This is a genomic window from Rhodococcus xishaensis (assembly GCF_004011825.1).
GTDB lineage: Bacteria > Actinomycetota > Actinomycetes > Mycobacteriales > Mycobacteriaceae > Prescottella > Prescottella xishaensis.
Genome location: NZ_RKLO01000007.1, coordinates 1 through 18,185 on the forward strand (window position 1 = coordinate 1; position 18,185 = coordinate 18,185).

The 18,185-nt window shown below is 67.0% G+C and carries 18 protein-coding genes and 1 rRNA gene; 9 read left to right on the forward strand and 10 right to left on the reverse strand.

Annotation, left to right across the window (positions count from 1 at the left end; all coding sequences use genetic code 11):
* Positions 1–75, forward strand: a 5S ribosomal RNA gene (rrf, locus tag EGT50_RS17440); the annotation flags it as partial.
* 111 nt (positions 76–186) lie between these two features.
* Here rrf and EGT50_RS15700 read toward each other — a convergent pair.
* Positions 187–1,143 (reverse strand): Rossmann-fold NAD(P)-binding domain-containing protein, encoded by a 957-nt coding sequence (locus EGT50_RS15700; protein WP_127955606.1) that lies wholly within the window; start codon positions 1,141–1,143, stop codon positions 187–189.
* A gap of 67 nt (positions 1,144–1,210) precedes the next feature.
* Between EGT50_RS15700 and EGT50_RS15705 the strand changes: the two genes are divergently transcribed.
* The gene (locus EGT50_RS15705) at positions 1,211–1,822 is read left to right on the forward strand and encodes a TetR/AcrR family transcriptional regulator (RefSeq protein ID WP_235870778.1); all 612 of its coding nucleotides are present in this window, start codon (positions 1,211–1,213) and stop codon (positions 1,820–1,822) included.
* 21 nt (positions 1,823–1,843) lie between these two features.
* On the opposite strand, the gene EGT50_RS15710 is transcribed toward EGT50_RS15705, so the two are convergent.
* Complete coding sequence (locus tag EGT50_RS15710; protein WP_127955788.1) at positions 1,844–3,691, reverse strand: galactan 5-O-arabinofuranosyltransferase; 1,848 nt, start codon at positions 3,689–3,691, stop codon at positions 1,844–1,846.
* Between the two features lie 150 nt (positions 3,692–3,841).
* Here EGT50_RS15710 and EGT50_RS15715 point away from each other — a divergent pair, with 150 nt between their 5' ends.
* Complete coding sequence (locus tag EGT50_RS15715) at positions 3,842–4,756, forward strand: alpha/beta fold hydrolase (protein WP_127955607.1); 915 nt, start codon at positions 3,842–3,844, stop codon at positions 4,754–4,756.
* Between the two features lie 70 nt (positions 4,757–4,826).
* Here EGT50_RS15715 and EGT50_RS15720 read toward each other — a convergent pair whose 3' ends face one another.
* On the reverse strand, positions 4,827–5,609 hold the full coding sequence (locus EGT50_RS15720; protein ID WP_127955608.1) for a decaprenylphospho-beta-D-erythro-pentofuranosid-2-ulose 2-reductase: 783 nt from the start codon (positions 5,607–5,609) through the stop codon (positions 4,827–4,829).
* A 36-nt stretch (positions 5,610–5,645) separates the two neighbouring features.
* Positions 5,646–7,070 carry an FAD-binding oxidoreductase gene (locus tag EGT50_RS15725; RefSeq protein ID WP_127955609.1) on the reverse strand — a complete coding sequence of 475 codons (1,425 nt, stop codon included), beginning with the start codon at positions 7,068–7,070 and terminating at the stop codon, positions 5,646–5,648.
* Between the two features lie 90 nt (positions 7,071–7,160).
* Here EGT50_RS15725 and EGT50_RS15730 point away from each other — a divergent pair, with 90 nt between their 5' ends.
* Together EGT50_RS15730 and EGT50_RS15735 are read left to right on the forward strand one after the other, a co-directional pair.
* Positions 7,161–7,628, forward strand: a complete 468-nt coding sequence (locus tag EGT50_RS15730; RefSeq protein ID WP_127955610.1) for a GtrA family protein — start codon at positions 7,161–7,163, stop codon at positions 7,626–7,628.
* 87 nt (positions 7,629–7,715) lie between these two features.
* On the forward strand, positions 7,716–8,567 hold the full coding sequence (locus EGT50_RS15735) for an LLM class F420-dependent oxidoreductase (protein WP_127955611.1): 852 nt from the start codon (positions 7,716–7,718) through the stop codon (positions 8,565–8,567).
* Positions 8,568–8,570: 3 nt separating this feature from the next.
* Here the strand turns inward: EGT50_RS15735 and EGT50_RS15740 are convergent, their stop codons facing one another.
* Genes EGT50_RS15740 through rfbA form a run of 3 tightly spaced genes read right to left on the reverse strand, consistent with a single transcriptional unit; the run spans position 8,571 to position 11,165 of the window.
* Positions 8,571–9,686: a S1C family serine protease gene (locus EGT50_RS15740; RefSeq protein WP_127955612.1), complete on the reverse strand. Its 1,116-nt coding sequence runs from the start codon at positions 9,684–9,686 to the stop codon at positions 8,571–8,573.
* A 4-nt stretch (positions 9,687–9,690) separates the two neighbouring features.
* The gene (locus EGT50_RS15745) at positions 9,691–10,287 is read right to left on the reverse strand and encodes a dTDP-4-dehydrorhamnose 3,5-epimerase family protein (protein WP_127955613.1); all 597 of its coding nucleotides are present in this window, start codon (positions 10,285–10,287) and stop codon (positions 9,691–9,693) included.
* A gap of 2 nt (positions 10,288–10,289) precedes the next feature.
* Complete coding sequence (gene rfbA, locus EGT50_RS15750) at positions 10,290–11,165, reverse strand: glucose-1-phosphate thymidylyltransferase RfbA (RefSeq protein ID WP_127955614.1); 876 nt, start codon at positions 11,163–11,165, stop codon at positions 10,290–10,292.
* A gap of 80 nt (positions 11,166–11,245) precedes the next feature.
* Here rfbA and rfbB point away from each other — a divergent pair, with 80 nt between their 5' ends.
* Both rfbB and EGT50_RS15760 read left to right on the forward strand, forming a co-directional pair.
* Positions 11,246–12,241 (forward strand): dTDP-glucose 4,6-dehydratase, encoded by a 996-nt coding sequence (gene rfbB, locus EGT50_RS15755; RefSeq protein WP_127955615.1) that lies wholly within the window; start codon positions 11,246–11,248, stop codon positions 12,239–12,241.
* 115 nt (positions 12,242–12,356) lie between these two features.
* Entirely contained in the window at positions 12,357–12,989 is a 633-nt protein-coding gene (locus tag EGT50_RS15760) for a pentapeptide repeat-containing protein (protein ID WP_127955616.1), read from the forward strand.
* 19 nt (positions 12,990–13,008) lie between these two features.
* Here the strand turns inward: EGT50_RS15760 and EGT50_RS15765 are convergent, their stop codons facing one another.
* Together EGT50_RS15765 and EGT50_RS15770 are read right to left on the reverse strand one after the other, a co-directional pair.
* Positions 13,009–14,022: a lysylphosphatidylglycerol synthase transmembrane domain-containing protein gene (locus EGT50_RS15765; protein WP_127955617.1), complete on the reverse strand. Its 1,014-nt coding sequence runs from the start codon at positions 14,020–14,022 to the stop codon at positions 13,009–13,011.
* 88 nt (positions 14,023–14,110) lie between these two features.
* Positions 14,111–14,836: a DapH/DapD/GlmU-related protein gene (locus EGT50_RS15770; RefSeq protein WP_127955618.1), complete on the reverse strand. Its 726-nt coding sequence runs from the start codon at positions 14,834–14,836 to the stop codon at positions 14,111–14,113.
* 122 nt (positions 14,837–14,958) lie between these two features.
* Here EGT50_RS15770 and EGT50_RS15775 point away from each other — a divergent pair, with 122 nt between their 5' ends.
* Both EGT50_RS15775 and EGT50_RS15780 read left to right on the forward strand, forming a co-directional pair.
* Positions 14,959–16,065, forward strand: coding sequence for a DegT/DnrJ/EryC1/StrS family aminotransferase (locus EGT50_RS15775; protein ID WP_127955789.1), 1,107 nt, complete (start codon positions 14,959–14,961; stop codon positions 16,063–16,065).
* Complete coding sequence (locus EGT50_RS15780) at positions 16,062–17,021, forward strand: Gfo/Idh/MocA family protein (protein ID WP_127955619.1); 960 nt, start codon at positions 16,062–16,064, stop codon at positions 17,019–17,021. Before EGT50_RS15775 ends, EGT50_RS15780 begins: the two co-directional genes overlap by 4 nt.
* Here the strand turns inward: EGT50_RS15780 and EGT50_RS15785 are convergent.
* Positions 17,014–18,054 carry a phosphatidylinositol-specific phospholipase C gene (locus EGT50_RS15785; protein ID WP_235870779.1) on the reverse strand — a complete coding sequence of 347 codons (1,041 nt, stop codon included), beginning with the start codon at positions 18,052–18,054 and terminating at the stop codon, positions 17,014–17,016. The genes EGT50_RS15780 and EGT50_RS15785 overlap by 8 nt on opposite strands.
* Positions 18,055–18,185: the final 131 nt, after the last annotated feature.

Consider the following 18,185-nt stretch of genomic DNA (forward strand, 5'->3'; position numbering starts at 1 on the left):
AACCCGGAAGCTAAGCCCTCCAGCGCCGATGGTACTGCACTCGACAGGGTGTGGGAGAGTAGGACACCGCCGAACACCCGTTCCCGAAGGCCCCCACCAAAGATGGTGGGGGCCTTCGGCATACCCAAGACCCCGACACCCGCCGACACCGCCCGCGCTCAGAGCCGGCCGTGCCCGCGGGTACGGCTACCGGGCCGGTGCCGCGAGTCCGGTGCCGAACTCGACGCCGACGCCTTCGAGCGCCTCCCGCAGGTCGTCGAGCTTCCTCCACTCGTGTAGCCAGGTCGGCGACTCGATCGGGCTGCGTAGAAGGTGCCGAACGGCCTCCGCGGCGACGGCTGCCGTCGAACGCGATTGGCCGGGGGCTGTTGCCCAGTAGCTCCGCCCGGAAGCACCGTGCGCCGCGACCACCCAGCGGTCACCGCCGGGCATGTCGCCGTCCGGGAGCAATGCCGCGACCCGCGGGATCCACGTGAGCGCGGCCAACCCGATCGTTGCGAGCTTGGAATCGGTCCGAAGGTAGCTTCGTACAGGCACATCGAGGGTCGCGGTGAGTTGGTACTGGTCAGCGAAGTCCGCCCGCAGTGCGGGGAATCGGGGGTAGCCGGCCTCCTCGGGAAGCGCGAAGCGCTTGGGACGGGTGTAGTTCCGCACCCGCGACCCGTCCGGGTCCGTGAAGTGCTTGCCGAACAGCCCGTACATCCACGCCGCCCCGGCAGGCCCACCGCCCTCGCCCGCCCCGAACCCGATCACCACGTCCACCGGTCCACCACCCCGCGCCGCCTCGACCGCGAGCAGGCTGGTGAGCCCGGGCGCGATCCCGACCCCGACCAGCACCGGGCCGTCGATCTGCTCGAGCTGTCGGACGTATTCGATGGTCGAGGTGATGTCCACGAATGGGATCCCTTGCCCGGCAACAGTTGCCGCTACAATCGGGTCCTCGGCGCCGGTGCAGTTCACCACCACCGACACGCCCTCCAACCCGGCGGCCAGCGAGGCGGGATCGGTCACATCGACTACCCGATCCGCGCGTGTACGGTCGCGGCCCGCGGCCAGGGCCCCGACACCCAATGTTCGCAGCCGCTCGACCAGCTCGGTACCCACCGCACCGTAGCCACCGAGGACCAATACCGATTCCGTCACATCGACCGCCTCTCCAGCAAACTAAAGCAATACTCTAGTGCACCACTCTAGAGCTAGAGTTCCTAGAGTGGCAACGCACATCGAGGACGACAAGATCCCAGCGCGGCGCAAGATCCTTGCTGCCGCGGGCACCCTTTTCACGACGACCGGTTATGCGTCGACCACCATCAAGGCCATCGCCGGTGAGGCGGGCGTCGCCGTTCAGACCGTGTACTTCGTGTTCGGCAACAAGCGCAGCGTGCTCGCCGCCCTCCTCGACACTTCCATCGCCGGCGACGATGAACCGATTCCGACACTGGCGCGACCGTGGGTGGCCGAGGCGATCGCGGAGCCGGACCCGTTGTCCCAATTGCGCATTCAGGTTCACGGCGCGCGTCTGGTCCTCGACCGGGCGGCGCCCGTGCTGCTCGCGGTGCGGGCCGCGGCCGGTGCCGACGCCGAGGTTGCGCAGCTGTGGGCTACCACCTGCGAGCACACCGAGACGGTGCTGCGGCACCTGACGATCGTCCTCGCCGACAAGCTCGACCACGTCGACGTCGACCGAACCGTCGATGTCGGGCTGGCTCTGCTGGCTCCCGAGACCCACACCCTGCTTATCGACGAACGGGGTTGGAGCCCTGAGGATTACGAACGCTGGGTGGTCGATGCGCTCGCGGCCGCCGCGGGTCTCGAGGTGTGATTCGCCGCCAACCCGACCCGGTCAGCCGACGCGGGTCACGATCACGAAGGGCCCCACGTCGTCGATCGTGAAACGCGGATCGTCGAACAGTTCGGCGGGGAACGTGACGGTGTAGCGGCGGACGTTCGGATGGTTCGGGTAGACGTCCTCGGCGAGCCGGAGGGTGTACCCGTCAGCGCTCTTACGGAACAGGAATACGTCCGGTGGGCGCCAGGGCGCTTCATCGAGGGCAGCGATGAGCTGGTCCGGTGTCTCGAGATCGGTCCAGCTCTCGATGGCTTCCGCTCGCTCCCGGAAATGAGCGAGAGGGTTCGCGTAGTGCGACGTCAGCGCCTGGAATCCAAAGTACGGGTAGAAGCTGAGGAAGCTGGTGTCCGAGGTGAGCACAATCGTGTCGTGGCGCTCGCCGGGGCGGAGCTCTGTGATGATCCGGTCCACGTCGGCGTAGTAGGCGGCCGCGCCCGGCGGCCGCTTGTCGGCACGGACGCCGTCGCCGTCGGTGTCGGTGTAGGCGACGGTGATGTCGCTCGCGAGCACATTCGGGATGTTCTGAACGAAGGCGACCAGCCCGGCGAGCCCGATGACGACGATCGACGCCTTCACCCGCGGGTTCTCGCTCGTGGCGAGCACGATCCAGCGGGAGAACTCGAAGAAGCCGAACACGCCCGCGGTGCCGAGCAGCAGGATGAGCACCGGTTCGAGGCGGAAGGACAGCAAAGTGGCGCCGAGCGCAGTCAACGCCATCGACATCAGCGCCCACAGATAGATGCCGATCACGCCGATCCCGAGCGCCTGTGCCCGCCGCGACGTCATCACGCGGCTGACCAACCAGATCGTGCCGAGCAGACACAGCCCCCCGGCGAGCGAGAACTGGAACATCGGAAGCGGCAGGCGCGCACCGGCGTCGGGCAGGTAGTGAGTTGCCGTTCCGCTGTCGGCCGGCGATCCGCGCAGTGCCTGGAGCAGGTACGGCAGCCAAACGGTGAGGGCGATGGCGACTGCGATTGCCGCGGTGGCGGCCAGCCGTAGGAGGGGATCGATTGCGGCCCGCCACGATCCCTGCGCCCGGATCGCGAGTCCGGCTGCGACCAGGGCCATGAGAGTCACCGCGAAGGCGGCGAATCCCAAGTACAGCGTGTAGAAGGCCGCTGCGACACCCAGGAACAGGCCGGTGCCGACGATCGCACCCCAGCCACCGCGCCCAGTCTTGACCGGCCGATACAACCCGCCCCACGCCAGCACCAGCACCGGGGGGATGAGAATCGCGACTACGGCGCCGTACGGTTCGGCCGAGCCGTACGCCACCACGAGTGCCGCTGTAGCTAGCGTCACGACGACGGCCCAGTCGGCACGAATCAGCTTGTTCCACAACACCAGAGCGAGGACTGCAGCTACGGCGATCGAGCCGATCGCGTAGGGCTTGAAAGTCTCCCAGCCCTCCATGCCGAGCAGGTTGGCGACGCGTCCGCCGATCCAGAACCAGCCGGCCGGATAGTAGGGCGGCAGATCCGCGTATGTCATGTCCTGCAAGGCAGCGGAATCGGTGAGCCGAGTGAGATATTCGGTGCGGAACTCCTGGTCGACCGAAATGCCGTGCAGGTAAAGCTTGGTCGCGCTCAGCGGCATGCCGAGCGTCACCGTCACGAACCCCGACACACCCGCCCACGACAGCACGGTCGCAGTGCGTATCCACCGGCGGGCGCGGTACAGGACGACGCACAGTGCGAGCACGGCGATCGTGACGACCTGGCCGACGGTCGTGACGGCATGCGTCACATTCGACGATGGGAACGCCGGCCACGACACCTGGCCGAAGGCGTACAGTCCCACCGCGGAGACGATTGCGCCGACGGCGGACGCGAGGATCATCTCGGCCGCGGTCCCACCGGCCAGTCGGGCGGGGGAGACGCGCGACGCTACGAGGGGCGCTGGACCTGGTTGCGACACGGAGTGAGCTTACTTGGGTGTGGTCTCGGGACCGGGCTCCAGGCGGTTCGAGGGCTTAAGTAGGTTCGAGGAATGAGTGACGAGCAGGGTCAGACGCCCCAGGGGTTTCGTGAGGCACCGCCTCAGTGGTTCCGTGAGGCACTGGCCGTCCCGGTGGAGACCGGGATTGTCGAGGTCGAAGGCGCCGACATCCGATTCCGGGCGTGGGGTGAGCCGGCCCGGCCCGGCCTGGTGCTGGTGCACGGTGGTGCGGCGCATTCGCACTGGTGGGACCACATCGGGCCGCAACTGGCGGTCGACCACCGGGTCGTCGCCCTCGATCTCAGCGGTCACGGCGACAGCGGCGCCCGGGAGCGCTATTCGCTGGACCAGTGGGCGCGCGAGGTGCAGGCGGTGGCGGCGGCGTCGGGCATCGACGGCGCGCCCGTGCTGGTGGGCCACAGCATGGGCGGCCTCGTCTCGTTCGTCGCGGCGCACCTGTATGGCGACGAGCTGGCCGGTGTGCAGATCATCGACTCGCCGATCCGTGAGCGCACCCCAGAGGAGGAGGCGGCCCGGGTCAAGGCCGCGTTCGGGCCGAAGAAGGTCTACCCCACCCGTGAGGAGGCGCTCGCCCGGTTCCGGTTCGTGCCGCCGCAGGAGGCCGCGGTGCCGTGCGTGCGGGAACACATCGCCGAGACGTCGCTGGCGGCCGTCGAGGGTGGGTGGTCGTGGAAGTTCGACCCCGCCATGTTCGCCAGGTCCGGCAGCGACATCATGGCCGTCGCGCAGGCACGCTGCCCGGTCGCGTACTTCCGGGCCCAGCGCGGCATCATCTCGGATGAACTGATGGAGAAGATGCGGCCGCGGTTCGGTGCGTCGGCCATCGTCACCGAGATCCCCGACGCCGGCCATCACACGATGATCGACCAGCCACTGTCGCTGATCACCGGTATCCGGGCGGTCCTCGCCGCCTGGGCCGCCACTCCCTCGGCTTTCGCGGACTGAGCGAACGGCACGAGGGAGCGCGGCAACGGAGCTTCCGGAAGCGGGCCGGTCGGGGCCGACCGTGGTCGGTCTAGATCGGCAGCTTGCGGAAGATCGCGCGCGGGACGTGGCGAAGCGCCATCATCACGAAGCGGAACTGACCAGGGACCCAGACGATTTCCTTGCCCTTGTCCGACGCGGACACCGCGAGCGCGGCGACGACGTCCTTGTCGACCGTCAGCGGGGCTTCCTCCACGTGGGCGCTGAACCGGGTGCGTGCCTGACCGGGCCGCACGACGGTGACCTTGGGGCCGAACGGCGCCAGGGCCTCTCCCAGGCCGAGGTAGAAGCCGTCGAGGCCGGCCTTGGTGGAGCCGTACACGAAGTTGGCGCGCCTGACCCGCTCGCCGGCCACCGACGACATCGCGACGATGCGGCCGAACCCCTGTGCCTTCATCTTCTCGCCGATCAGCACGCCGACGGAGACGGCGGCGGTGTAGTTGACGCCGGCGACCTGGACGGCCTTGCGCTGGTTCTGCCACAGTTCTTCGGCGTCGCCGTCGAGGCCGAAGGCAACGATCGCAACGTCCACGTCACCCGCGGAAGCTGCTCCTGACGCGAGGGCCCACGCCTCGTCGATCACCTTCGGGTGGCTGTCGGTGTCCAGCGCGTCGAAGTCGATCACATCGACCTGGGTGGCGCCCGCGGCCTTCATCTGGGCGACGGCGGCATCGCGGCCCGGATCATTCGGCAGCGCAGCGAGAATCACGCGCAGCGGAGCCTTCTTCAGGTACTCCTCGCAGATCGCCAGGCCGATCTCGGACGTGCCACCGAGCAGCAGCAGGGTCTGGGGGTTACCCACAGCGTTGATCACCGAGTCACGCCTCCATCGAGATTGCAGTCATTGGGGTCATTGCAGTTCCAGCCTTCTGGACATGTCGGAGGCGAAAACGCCTGTGGGGTCTACGGATCGGCGGACCTTGATCCACTCGTTGATCCGTGGGTACATGGCGTGGAACGTCTCGGCCGTGGTCCGCGAGTCCTTCGCGGTGTACAGGCGGCCGCCGAACTCGAGCACACGCTTGTCGAGTTCGGTCACGAATTCGTTCAGGCCCGGCTTGATCCGGAAGTCGACGCAGATGTTCCAGCCGGCCATCGGGAAGCTCAACGGCGCCTTGTTGCCCTCACCGAACAGCTTGAACACGTTCAGGAACGAGTAGTGCCCCGATGCCTGGATATCGCGGATGATCTGCTTGAATTCGCCCACCGCCTCCGGCGGAACCACGAACTGGTACTGGAGGAAACCATTGGAGCCGTAGGCGCGGTTCCACTCACCGAACATGTCTAGCGGGTGGTAGAACTGCGTGAGGTTCTGCACCTTGCCACGGTAGTTGCCTGCCTTGCGGAACCAGAGCTCGCCGATCATGGAGAAGTTGAACTTGTTGGCCAGGCCGTTCGGGAATATGTCCGGCAGCGTCAGCAGCGTGGGCGCGTCGAACTTCAGCGGGTTCTTCTGCAGCTTCTTCGGTAGCTGTTCCAGCTTCGCGAGGCTGCCGCGCGAGACCGCGGCACGGCCCAGCTTGGGCTCGGGGGCGATGGCGTCGAACCACGCGCTCGAGTAGTCGTAGTTGGCTTCGCTGCCGTCGCTGTGCAACGCGATCGTCTCGTCGAGGGTGTTGGTGACGTCGCCGTCCGCGATGAAGTACGCGGTCTCGGTCGGCGTCATCTCGATGGTGGCCTCGAGGATGATGCCCGTCAGCCCCATGCCGCCGACCGTGGCCCAGAACAGTTTCGAGTTCCGCCCGGCCGGGGTGAGGGTGCGGATCTGACCGTCCGCGGTGAGTAGCTTCATCGAGCGCACATGGTTGCCGAAGCTGCCGGCGCTGTGATGGTTCTTGCCGTGGATGTCGGAGGCGATCGCGCCGCCGATTGTCACCTGCCGCGTGCCCGGCAGCACCGGAACCCATAGGCCGAGAGGCAGTGCGGCCCGCATGAGCTGATCCAGATTCACACCGGCGTCGACCGTTACCAATCGGGTGTCGGCGTCGACGGTGTGGATCCGCTTCAGCGCGTTCATATCGACGACGAGTCCCCCGGCGTTCTGTGCCGGGTCGCCGTACGAGCGGCCCAGGCCACGCGCGATGACGCCGCGTCGCAGGTGCGACGGCTTCGACTCGTTCTGCTCCGCCACCTGGGCGACCGCCTTGGCGATCAGCTCGACATCGGGCGTGGACAGCACTTGTGAGGTGGTCGGCGCGGTGCGCCCCCATCCGGTGAGGGTGCGGGTCTGCGTGGGGAGAGGCTCGTGAGCCGTCTTGTCTGCTGTCGTGGACATCGGCTATGAGGTTACCCCGCAGTAGTGGGCGCGCTGCGGCTCGAGTGTGCCGATCCACAACCTTCACGGGTGGTCGCCTACTCTCGTTGCGTGACCGGAACCCCCCACGCCCACGATCCTCACGCGCCGCTGCCAGTCGAGATTCCGGTCACCGATTCCATCGCGGACGCGGCGCTGGATCTGAAGACGCAAATCGTGCGGTTCGTGCTCACGGGCGGCGTCTCGGCCGTCGTGGATTTCGGCCTGTACGTGTTGCTGCTGTGGATCGGCCTTCCGGTACCGGTCGCCAAGTCGATCAGCTTCGTCGCCGGCACCACCACCGCCTACCTGATCAACCGCCGCTGGACGTTCAAGGCCGAGCCGAGTCGAGCGCGCTTCGTTGCGGTGGTCGTGCTCTACGCACTCACGTTCTCGGTGCAGGTGGGGCTCAATCAGGTGATGTACCAAGTGTTCCCGGACGAGTGGTGGCGTGTGCCGCTGGCGTTCGTCGTTGCCCAGGGCACCGCGACCGTCATCAACTTCGTCGTCCAGCGTGCGGTGATCTTCAAGATCCACTGATTGTCTGCACACCGGTCCGGAACCTCTCCCCATCCGTGGTTGAACCTGGTTACATTTCTGGCACCGATCAACGCGAGGAGCCAGACTGTGCGCCACGGAGTCACCCTGTTCACCAGTGACCGAGGAATCACCCCCGCGGCGGCTGCGCGGGCCGCCGAAGAGTGTGGGTTCGACACGTTCTACGTGCCCGAACACACCCACATCCCGGTCGACCGGGTGTCGAAATATCCCGGTACCGACAGCACGGAGCTGCCCGAACGCTACGCGCGCATGCTCGATCCTTGGGTCGCGTTGAGCACCGCTGCGTCGGTGACCTCGCGTATTCGTCTCGGCACGTCGGTCGCGCTTCCGCTCGAACACGACCCCATCGCCCTGGCCAAGGCGATCGCGTCGCTCGATCTCCTGTCCGGAGGGCGGGTGACGCTCGGCGTCGGCTATGGCTGGAACGCAGAGGAACTCGCCGACCACGGCGTCGACCCCAAGAAGCGCCGCACCGCGTTGCGCGAGTATCTCGAGGCGATGCAGGCGCTGTGGACGCAGGACGAGGCGTCGTACGACGGGCAGTTCGTGAAATTCAGTCCGTGCTGGGCGTGGCCCAAACCGATCCAGCAGCCGCGCCCGCCGGTGCTCATCGGCGCAGGCGCGTCGGAGAGTACGTTCACGCGGATCGCCCGCTCGGCCGACGGCTGGATCACGACGCCGAGGGATCGGGACATCGAGGACAGCATCGTCATGCTGCAAAGGATCTGGGCCGATGCCGGTCGTGCCGGACAGCCTGAGATCGTCGTCCTAGCCAGCAAGCGCGACGCCGACAAGCTCGCCCGCTGGGAGGACCTGGGCGTGACCGAGGCACTGTTCGGCGTGCCCGAAGCCGAGGAGGAGCAGGTGGTCGTCGGCTATCTGAAGCGGTTGGCCGACAGGTTGGGCCTCGGCGCGTAGGCGTCAGCGCGGCGGGCCCTCCTGCAGCACCAGCGAAGCGGAGCGTGGTCGGCCCGTGGCGTCGATCCACCGCAGGTCCACCGGGTCGCCGGGATGCAGCGCGATCATCCGGGTCGTCAGGTCCGACGCCGACCGGATCGAGATCCCGTCGAACTCGACGATGACGTCGCCGCGGACGAGCCCGACGCCCTCGGCGGGGCCGCGGAAACTGACGTGAATCACCTCGGCACCGGACCGTGTCCCCGATCGCACGTCCCGGTGGTCGGCGACCGTCACCCCGAGCAGCGGGGTGGGTCCGATATGGACGGTCGGTGACGCTCGACCCGACAACACCTCGTCGACCAGGGTCGTTGCGTCGTCGATCGGGATGGCATACGACTTCGGGTCGGGTGACTCCTCGGACCCGGGTTCGACGGCATTGCCGGCGCTGTTGATGCCGACGACCTCGCCGAACACGTCGACGAGCGGCCCGCCGGAATCTCCGGGCCGAACATTGGCGTCGACCTCGATGAGGTTCGACAGCTTATTGCGAGAGTTGTCGGTGGTGTTGCGGGTTGTCACGGTTACCCCGATCCGGGTGACAGAGCCGGTCGCCGATAGTGGGATCCCGCCGCCATCCGCGTTCCCGATCGCGGTGACCGGATCGCCGACCTCTACCGACCCCGTCGGTGCCAGCACGGCCGGTGGCAGATGCGCGGCCCCGGGCAGTCGCAGCACCGCGAGGTCACGGGAGCTGTCGTAGCCGACGACCTCGACGGCATACGTGGACCGGTCATACATGCTGGTTGCCGTAATTTCGGTGCCGCCGTCGATGACGTGGTGGTTGGTGAGCACGAGTGCGTTGTCGCTGCCGTCGGGGCGCAGCACGATCCCGGTGCCCGCCGTTGTGCCCAGTGCGGTGCGGGCGGTGAGGGTGACGATCGTAGGGACGACCCGGCTCGTGAGTTCCTCCGCACGCAGCGGGGTGCGCGGCGGGGGCGCGGGCTCGATGACAGCAGTCGCCGGGGGCGGTGTTGCGTCGAGTGTGCCGTGTTCGAGAGGAATCGTCGCGAGCGCTAGACCCGCTGCTGTCAGCGCTGCGACCACAGCGCCCGCTCGGGTCATCCCCCCCGCTCGCATCAGCTCAGTCGACTCCCTCCCGGTAGCGGGGGAGCAGGCCGGAGTCGAGTGCCTGCTGGAGGGTCGGCGCGGCGAGGTCCTTGTCGGACAGCCTCCAGTGCAGTGGACGGCCGTCGCGTCCGACTGCCGGCCAGTCGATGCCGATGTCCGGGTCCAAAGGGCTCACCTCGTGTTCGCGTTCGGGGTTGTAGCCGGTCGAGCACAGGTACATCACCGTCGAGTCGTCCTCGAGCGAGAGGAACGCGTGCCCGAGACCCTCGGAGATGAAGATCGCTCGACGGTCGATGTCGTCGAGGAGAACGGAGTCCCATTGCCCGAACGTCGGGGACCCCGCCCGTAGGTCGACGACGACGTCGAGGACCGTCCCCTTTGCGCATGTGACGTACTTGGCTTGCCCGGGTGGGGCGTCCGCGAAGTGGATACCGCGCAGCACACCGGCCGCGGACACCGAGCAGTTGGCTTGCTGCAGATCGAGGGTGCGGCCGACCGCGGTCGTAAAGCCGGGCTCCTTGAACCATTCGAGGAACACCCCGCGGCGATCGCCCAACTGGCGGGGCGTGATCTCCCACGCCCCCGGAACCTTCAACCCCCGATATTCCATGGTCACCACTCACTACCGCGCTCGAGCAGCCCCAGCAGATACGTGCCGTAACCGGACTTGACCAGCGGTTCGGCGCGCTCGCGCAGTTCGTCGTCGGTGATGAACCCGCGCCGCCAGGCAACCTCCTCGGGCACTCCGATCTTCAGGCCCTGCCGCTCCTCGATGGTGCGCACGAAGTTCGACGCATCGAGCAGCGAGTCGAAGGTGCCGGTGTCGAGCCACGCCGTACCGCGTGGCAGCACCTCCACCTGCAGCCGGCCGGCCGCGAGGTAGGTGCGGTTGACGTCGGTGATCTCGTACTCGCCGCGCGCCGACGGCTTCAGGTCGCGTGCGATCGAGACGACGTCGTTGTCGTAGAAGTACAGCCCCGGCACCGCGTAGTTCGATCGCGGTGCCGCCGGCTTCTCCTCGAGGGAAATCGCGGTGCCCGCGTCGTCGAATTCGATGACGCCGTACGCGCCGGGATCGGACACCCAATAGCCGAACACCGCGCCGCCCTTGATGTCGTGGAAGCGACTGAGCGTCGTACCCAGGCCCGGGCCGTAGAAGATGTTGTCGCCCAACACCAATGCAACGGTGTCCGTGCGGATATGGTTGGCGCCCAGCACGAACGCCTGCGCCAGACCGTCGGGCTCGTGCTGCATCTGGTAACTCAGTGAGATCCCGAACCGCGAGCCGTCCCCGAGCAGGTGGCGGAACTGGTCGGCGTCCCTCGGTGTCGTGATGACAAGGATGTCGCGGATCCCGGCGAGCATCAGCGTCGACAGCGGGTAGTAGATCATCGGCTTGTCGTAGACAGGCACCAATTGCTTGCTCACACCCTGCGTGATCGGGTGCAGCCGGCTGCCCGTACCGCCGGCCAGAATGATTCCGCGCATGTAGTGCAGTGTTTCACGGGTTGCTGCAGGAGCGCGGCGGAGTTCGAAGGGCACCGACGTCGTGAGTACTGTTTGTCCACATGAGGCTGCTCGTTACCGGCGGCGCCGGGTTCATCGGCGCCAACTTCGTCCACCAAACCGTCGCGGAACGACCCGACGTTCGCGTCACGGTCCTCGACGCTCTGACGTATGCCGGCAACAGGGCTTCGTTGGATGCCGTTGCCGACCGGATCGACTTCGTGCACGGCGACATTGCCGACGGGGCGGTGGTCGAGCGCCTGGTCGCGAACTCCGACGCCGTCGTGCACTTCGCGGCTGAGTCCCACAACGACAACTCGCTCGCCGACCCGTGGCCGTTCGTGCGCACCAACGTCGTGGGCACTTTCGCGTTGCTGCAGGCCGTCCGCGAGCACGACGTGCGCTACCACCACATCTCCACCGACGAGGTGTACGGCGACCTCGAACTCGACGACCCGGCGCGATTCACCGAGTCCACCGCCTACAACCCGTCGAGCCCGTACTCATCGACAAAGGCGTCGAGCGACATGCTGGTGCGGGCGTGGACGCGGTCGTTCGGGATCCGGGCGACCCTGTCGAACTGTTCCAACAACTACGGCCCGTTCCAGCATGTCGAGAAGTTCGTTCCGCGGCAGATCACGAACCTGCTCGACGGCGTGCGCCCACGGCTCTACGGGCAGGGCCGCAACGTGCGGGACTGGATCCACGTCGACGACCACAATCGCGCGGTGTGGACGGTGCTCGAACGCGGACGGATCGGCGAGACGTATCTGATCGGAGCGGACGGCGAAGTCGACAACCGCACCGTCGTCGCGATGCTGCTCGAGATCTTCGGCAAGGATCCCGGCGACTTCGACTTCGTCCCTGACCGGCCCGGACACGACCTTCGCTACGCGATCGACTCCACGCGCCTGCGGTCCGAACTCGGATGGGAGCCGCGGTACCGATCTCTGCGCAGCGGGCTCGAGGCAACCGTGCAGTGGTACCGCGACAACGAGAAGTGGTGGCGCCCGACGAAGTCGGCGACCGAGGCGGGATACTCGCGCACCGGGCAGTAGTCCCAGCAGGGGCGTAGGCACCGAACCGGCCATGTCGACGGCCTCGTCGCGGTAGCGTGACCAGCAATCGTGTCGGGATCTGTCGCTCGGTCGTCGAACCGGAGGGGGCGCTCGCATGGGGGCCGCATCGCTCAACAGTTCACACCGCAGTGGTCAGAACGTGCGCCGGACACTTGTCGTCGCGTCCGCTTTGACGGTGTTGACAGTCGGGTTCATCGGGACAGCTGCCGCCAAACCTGTCGCGGGTGCCCCTACGTGCTCGCCGGTCCAATTGGAGGGGCTGCTGGCGAACCTCACCGCCGCGGCCGCTCCGGACCTGGTGTTGCCGGTGCCCTGTCAGGACGCGGCCACCATCGGCTTCGTCGGCCCCGCCGAAGTGCAGGCCGGCGCCATCGGTTCCGCCGGCTCGGCCGGGCTCGGCAGCCTCGCCGTGGCCACCATCGACTGGGGCAGCATCGACTGGGGCAATACCGGCCCCGACAACACCGGCTCCTACAACAGGGGGTCGAGCAATACCGGCTCCCACAACGTGGGTTCAGCGAACACCGGTTCGGGCAACGTAGGTTCGGCGAACACCGGTTCGGGCAACGTGGGCTCGGCGAACACCGGTTCGGGCAACGTGGGCTCGGCGAACACCGGTTCGGTGAACCTCGGCTCGATGAACACCGGGTCGCTCACCTACGGATCGCTCAAGACCGGGATCGGCTCGTTGGCCGCGGGCTCGCTGGGCATCGGCACGCTCAGCTGAGTGAACAGTGGCCGAGTGATCAGCGCTGGTAGGCCACGTGCGCGTGCGGCACCCGCGACTGCTCGTGCACCAGCGCGTTCCGCAGGGACCGGGATCCCGCGACCGCTGCGATGCTGCCGGCGAACACCTCGCACAGCGTAAACAGCAGGCGTGAAGTCAGCGCGAGCGCGAGCGCCGTCCCGGCGTCGGCGACCGGTGCAAGCGCCGCGACGATGACGGCCTCGCGGACGCCTATGCCGGACGGGACGACGAAGACCAGCACGCCCGCGCACATCGCCAGCGAGATCGCGCCGATCGACGCGATCAGCCGGTCGGTGCCGAAGCCGCCGAACGTCGAGGCGAGCAGCCACAGATGAAAGCCGTAGGCGACCCAGCTGATCGCGCACCAAACCAGTGCCAGCCCGACCTTGTGCATTGCCAGCGGGCGGTGCAGCGGCGCGCGGCGCAGGAGCTTCAGCGCGAAATTCACGAGCCGGGTCAGCGTCCGAGGGTAGGCACAGACGAGCGCGATCGGCGTCACCGCGATCACCGCGACGGCAGCCGGCGTGCCGATCTGGAAGAGTGCAGGCAGCCCCAGCAAGCCCACTATCAGTGCTGACGTCGTGCTCAAACCGGCGGTGACGAGCACGGCGATGAATGCGGCCGCCCCGGACACGCCTGCGCGGCGTGCCAGCTCACCCTGCAGCACGAACGCCCAGACGCTTCCCGGCAGATACTTGCCGAGTTGGCCCACGAGATAACAGCGGGCGGCGTCGAACGCGGGAATCGGATGCTCGAGCGCACCGAGTGCGTGCTGCCAGCCCCGGATCGCCGCACCCATGCCGAGAAAGATGAACACCGTCGACGCGGCCATCGGCCACCACTGCAGGTCGCGGATCGCCCCGCGCACCTCGGTCCACTGCGACTTCACCGCGAAAGCGATCGCTACGACGATCGCAACGGTCACCGCGACGCGCAATCCGTTGACCAACAGGCTTCGCCTGTTACTCGGTGGCGCCGATCGACCGGCGACGGAATCGGTATCGAACGTCATACGCGTTCGCTCCTCGCGTGATCCGGAGGTGCTTCCCGACCGGGTGCTTATCGACCAATGGCCGGTGCTTCTCGACCATAGCAACCAGTCAGGCCGTGACCGGGAAGGCGAGCGGCTTCGTGGCGCGCTCACGCCACCACTCGAAAGCCGGTGCGAGAGATGGCGGAACAGCGCCGCCGCGTGCCCCGGTCGCATACAGTCGCGCGACTGCATCGATGTCAGCGTCCTCGATGCCCGATCGGTTCATCCCGATGCGATTGACGCCCCGCAACGACACCGGGTTGCCGAACGCTTTCGCGTACGGCGGGACGTCCTTGACGACGACGGTTCCCATGCCGGTCACCACACCGGCCCCGACGACGCGGTGCTGGTGCACCACGGTGTGCATGCCGATGTTCGCACCGTCACCGACGCTGACATGTCCCGCGAACGTCGAACGGGCCGCGATCACGCACCGGTCGCCGATGTGCACGTCGTGTTCCACGGACACCCGGTTCATGACGAAGCATCCGGCGCCGACTGTCGTAGCCCGCTCACTGCCCTGGTGAATCGTCGACAACTCGCGGATCGTCGTGTCTGGACCGATGACGATGCCGCGGTACGGTGCCTGTTCGCGCCAAGAATTCGGGTGGGTGGCGCCGAGGATTTCCGGGGGCGCACCAACGACCGCGCCCGCGCCGATCCAGCACCGATCACCAATGGTCAGGGGCCCGGTGAGGACCGCATGAGGGCCGACGGTCACCTCGTCGCCGACGGTGACGCCGTCCCCGATCACCGCGGTCGGGTGGATGTGACAGTGCTGGCCGATCGACATGTCCGGTTCGAGTCCTTTCCCGGTGACAGTAGACGATGTTTGGCTACTCTCAGGCAATTGCTTCCGATCCTCGACGAGGTGTTGTGAACTGAATCTCTGAATCTATCGGGAGGGGGCGTTTGGTGATTCCAATCTCGAGCATCGCTTTCGGCGAAGACGTAGAACAAGAGGTGTTGGACACACTGCGGTCAGGGGTCGTCGCTCAAGGGCCCAAGGTCGACCGGTTCGAAGACGAGTTCGCGGCACTGGTCGGTGTCCGCAACGCGGTGGCCGTCAACAACGGCACCGCAGCGCTGAGCGGGGCATTGCAAGTGCTCGACCTTCAGCCCGGAGACGAGGTCCTGACCAGCCCGTTCACGTTCGTCGCGACGCTCAACTCAATCCTCGATGCCGGCGCTACGGCCCGCTTCGCCGACATCACCGAAGCCGACTTCAACCTCGACCCGGCGGTCACGGCCGAACGGATCACCGACCGGACCAAGGTCCTGCTTCCAGTGCATCTGTACGGCCAGACCGCGGACATGGCGTCGCTGATGCCGCTCGCCGACCGGCACGGGCTGTCCGTCGTCGAGGACGCTTCGCAGGCGCACGGAGCGACGTTCGACGGGCGCGGCGCCGGCAGCTTCGGCATCGGTTGCTTCTCGTTCTATGCGACGAAGAACCTCACCAGTGCCGAGGGCGGCATGATCACTACCGACGACGACACATTCGCCGACCGCTTGCGGGTACTGCGCAACCAGGGAATGCGCGAGCGCTACTCATACGAGATGGCGGGCCACAACTACCGGATGACCGACCTGCAAGCCAGCCTCGCGCTGCCGCAGCTCGCGTCGTACCCGGAGCAGGTCACGGCCCGATGCTGCAACGCGGAGGCGTTGCAGGCGGGCTTGAAGGACGTCGCCGGGCTGCGCCTGCCGAGCGTGATGCCGAGCCGCGAGCATGTGTGGCACCAGTTCACGCTTCTGCTGGACGACGATGCACCCATCGACCGAGACACGCTCGCGGCGCGGCTCGCCGAACGTGGGGTCGGCAGCGGCATCTACTACCCGAAGGCGGTGTACGACTACGAGTGCTTCCGCGAGCACCCCCGCGTCGTACTCGAGGACACCCCCGTCGCGACGTCGGTCGCGGCGCGGTGTCTGAGCATTCCCGTCCACGCCCGCCTGTCGGAGTCGGAGGTAGACCAGATCATCGCCGCGGTGCGTGACGCGATGGGCGCACGGGCATGAGCAACCCGAGGATCGCCCTGATCGGCGCCGGCAAGATGGGATCGCTGCACGCGCGGGTGCTGGCTCAATCGCCGCTGGCCGACCTCACCCTTGTCGTCGACCCGAGCGAAGAACAGGGCCGGGCGGTGTCCGAGCGGTGCGGTGCCGAGTGGGCGCCGGACTTCACCGATCTAGCCGGAGTCGACGCCGCCGTGATCGCAGCGGCTACGCCGGCGCACTACGAGCTCACCGGTCGCGTCCTCGATCTCGGCAAGCCTGTCCTCGTCGAGAAGCCGCTCGCCGCGAGCTACGAACAGAGCCTCGACCTGGTCGAGCGGGCGGCGCGCGCGGACGTGCCACTGATGTGTGGTCTGCTGGAACGCTTCAACCCGGCGGTGCGTACCGCTCGCGAGTTCGTGGGCAGCGTGTGGCAGGTGACCGGAATGCGTCACTCGCCGTTCGTTTCTCGCATTCCCACTGGTGTCGGGACCGACCTGCTGATCCACGATCTGGACCTGGCGATCGGGTTCGTCGGCTCGGCACCGGTGCATACCTGCGCCGAGTTCGGCTACTTCCACCCGGTATCGATCGAGAACCGTGCCGAGGACAGTGCCGACGCAATCATGCGCTTCGAATCTGGTTCCGTGGCAACCATTTCCGCGAGCAGGATCAGCCAACGCAAGATCCGGCAGCTGTCTCTACTAGAGGCCGAACGCCTCATCGAGATCGACCTGCTGCGCCGTGACATCACCATCTACCGGCACGTCGACGAGGACCTCGCGCCCGACGGCGGCGGCTACCACCAGCAGACCATCATCGAGATCCCGACGGTCCGATACGGCGAGGAGCCGCTCGTGGCGCAGTTCGCCCATTTCGTCGGACTGCTCGACGGTACTGGCGACGTCGTGGCCGAGCGGGCATCGATCCTGCCTGCGCACCGAGCGGTCCACGACGCGACGGTGTCGGCTGTCAACTGAAGTTGCGGGCGATGATCGCCTCGACCACCGCGGCACTCGGGAAGTCCATCATCACCACGCCCGTGCGGCCAGTTCCGTTCTCGCGCAGGTAGTCCTCCGTTCGAGGCACGATTCCGGTGAAGCCCGGGGCGCCCTTGGCGATGCTGATCGGCCACACGCCACGGGCTACCGCTATGAGGTCCTCTCCACTGGTTGCATTCAGGCCGTTGACGAACATTGTCTCTGCGGGGCCCTGCGCGGCGCGCTCGAACTGTGTACGGACATTCGACCACTTCGTCTCGATCGCGGCGAGGCTGGGGATTATGTAGTCGTCCTGGATGTCCATGTCGGAGCCGCCCCATCGGGGCCCGTAGACACCGGTGGCCGTGAAGCTCTGCAGGATGACGACCATGCCGCGGGTCGCGCCGAGGTCCGGGATCCGGCCGTCATAGCCGGCGGGCGGCGTCCACAGGTATTCGGCCAGGAGGTCACGAGTGTCGGGGTTCTCGTGGATGTACCAGTCCAGCGTGTCCTCGTACGAACGGGTGTTCTCGGTTTCTCTGTACTCCGACGCCATCCTCATGAGCACGGTCTCGCTCGGATTCTCACGCAGGAAGTCGGTGACAGTTCGTACGACGCCGGTGAAGTTTGCGTGCAGGTACTCGAGTCCGTGGTGGATCGTGAATGCATCCCGGATGTGCCGGGTGCGGATGTCGAGCACCCGGATTCCGGCGCGAAGCTGGGTGGCCAGGTCGAAATCCTGAGTGGCGCCGATGAATGACGCGCTGAAGGCCATCGTGTCGTGGGTGCCCGGCAAGGACAGCGTCGTCGGGTTCGACGTGTCGGGAAGGGCAGCCATCCAGTCGGGCGCGAACGTGGTGTCGAGGTCACTCCAACCCAAGCTGCCCGCGAGAACGTCGCTACTGCCGATGCTCGGGGCCGATGGTCTCGAGGTCGATGCAGCTGCGACAGGAGGCATTGGAATCAGCAGCAGAGGGCTGGCGGCAAGTGCCCGCAGCACTGCGCGGCGCCCAGGACGGGTTACGTCGGCCACTTGATTGGACTCCCCTCTGCGGGACATGCCCGCTTACATCCGCGCTCCGCCGGAGGGCGATGAGCGCCGAGTATGGCAGGGAATGCGACGCGGAGAGGGGCAATTCGGAAATTTCCGACGGGAAGGTCGGT